Annotated in this window: 3 protein-coding genes; all 3 read right to left on the bottom strand. The window is 42.4% G+C overall.

From position 1 onward, the window contains the following. On the bottom strand, nt 1-1263 hold a 1263-nt coding region (locus tag Q9J79_RS10240; protein ID WP_301912581.1), incomplete at its 3' end, for an IgG-binding virulence factor TspB family protein. Beyond that, nucleotides 1196-1504, bottom strand: coding sequence for a DUF1132 family protein (locus Q9J79_RS10245; RefSeq protein ID WP_042508449.1), 309 nt, complete (start codon nt 1502-1504; stop codon nt 1196-1198). The genes Q9J79_RS10245 and Q9J79_RS10240, both read right to left, overlap by 68 nt. Nucleotides 1505-1628: 124 nt before the next feature. Beyond that, nucleotides 1629-1937 carry a hypothetical protein gene (locus Q9J79_RS10250; RefSeq protein WP_304685322.1) on the bottom strand — a complete coding sequence of 103 codons (309 nt, stop codon included), beginning with the start codon at nt 1935-1937 and terminating at the stop codon, nt 1629-1631. Nucleotides 1938-2058: the final 121 nt, after the last annotated feature.

Here is a 2058-nt window from a genome sequence, read left to right on the forward strand (position 1 = left end):
ATCACAAGACAAAATGTTCGGAAACACTTTACAGAGCAAACCTCCGTCTTCCTTTGGCTTGTCGTCCTCTTTGGGCTTGTCGTCGGGCTTTGGGTCTTCTTTGCCATCGGGCGTGCTATTTGGATCGGGCTTGCCATTTTCGCCCGGTGTCGGGGTTGGGTTTGTTTTTGGCGCGGCAGGGCTGCCAGGTGTGAGGTCGGGACGCTGTATCTCTTCTACTGATGCCGTTGTGTTGCCTTGTGCGTCTTGGCCGAATGTGATTTTTATCTGCTTGGGTTTTCCGTCTTCGCCTGTTACGGGGCCGAGCGTTACGATTTTGCCGTTTTCAATTTTGACTTGTTCTTTTATCTGTAAATCGGGATTTGCTTTGATAAAAGGTGTCGGGTTTTGGTCGATTTTTCTTTGGGCGATTTGTTCAAATTGCTGTTTTGTCAGTTGTTCTTGATATTTTTCATTTATGCTTAATACAAAAGAAACGCCTGATCTGTAATCTCCGTTATTGACTACTAAGCACGTGCCGCCGTTCCAGTCGAAATTACATTTATCTAGTACAAATCCTCTCGGATAGCCAAAACCACCTGGTCCCTCAAGTTCAATAAGTTGTGCTTTTCTCTTTGGCCAATAGGCTTGAGCCATTGAATGCAGTTTCTCATCCATTAGGGTCTGTAAGTCTTTGGGTAAATTGGCAAAATGCCTCATAATAGAAGAGTCTACGCCTTCGCATATTGGATAAACTACGTGTTCATCTACTCCGTATCTACCTTCATGATGCCAGATACAGATTTTTGCGGCGTATGTTTTTAAGAATTCTTGTTTTGTTGCATCGAAGACGTATCCTTGTGCTTCTACGTCTTCTTTGAGTAGGTCGTATACGTCTTTGGCGAGCAGTGCCCAGCCTACGTAATTCGCGCCTCTAATGGCGAAGGATGCGCCTTTTTTGAATAGACCGTATGATCCGGCTAGTACGGCTTCGCGGGATACGGTACTTTCTATTGTGGCGGGGAGAGTGGAGGTGGAGCGGAGTCCGGTGGGAGTGTGTTCAATGATGGCTGGTTCTATTCTTCTAAAACCAAAGAAGTCGCCGCCACTGCTTCTAGAAAATCTATCGACGACATCTTTATTTGCATCCCACATTACATTAACTGAAGAATTAGGAATTTTAACAACTTTCCAATTTTCATTTGATGAAAAAGCATTAATCGGGAAATAAGCCAGAGCAATCAACGCTATCAGATGCACATTGAAAATAGTATTTTTCTTCATCTTTTTCCTTAACTCGTTTTATTAAAATTGTAGAGCCATCTGGAAAAGAAAATTCCCAAATATCATTATCTATTTTTCTATTCCAAAAATGTGAAAAACATTCAATGACATTTACAGCAGATTTTGAAACTTTTCCAAACTCAATAAATTCATTTCTCGCAATTAAAGACATCGGCTGATTAAAATATCTAGATGCAGCCTGATACTTATAAAGAGCCAACTGGGCTTCAGTAATAAACATAAAATCCTCACTTCAATAACTGTTATTCGGAAGCGGGATTTTTGCATTATTTGCTTTGGGTATCAATCAAAAGAACAAAAAAGCGGTGATACAGACCGCGCCAAATCCGTACAAAAACCAAAAATCAATCATCGCCGTTTCCTATGCTTGTCATGGATTCAATCAGGTTTCTAATCATTCTTAGGCCGAATATCAGGACAAACAGGCCGATTAGCGGCGCTGCTGTCAATGCGCCTAACTGTATCTGTTCGGTAATGTCGCATTGCGGAAAGCTCAAATTGATTTTCTTCTCGCTCAAATACCAGTCTTTGCCGTTTTTGTAAGGACGTACGACTTTGCCGTCAGCCGTTACGGTAGGTAGGACTTGAGACAATACATAGTCATGCGCTTCTTCCGTTGTAGAAAAGCATTGCAATCCGACGCGATACCCCATGTCCTACCCTTTCAGTTATTTAGCCGTTTTAACCATGCTGAAGGCCATACGGAAGCCTTGCATCAACACGATAACCGACAGAACGGCAGCACCGATTGCTGATACCATTACGGCAAATTTT

The sequence above is a fragment of the Neisseria viridiae genome (assembly GCF_962747995.1).
Taxonomy (GTDB): Bacteria; Pseudomonadota; Gammaproteobacteria; order Burkholderiales; family Neisseriaceae; genus Neisseria; species Neisseria viridiae.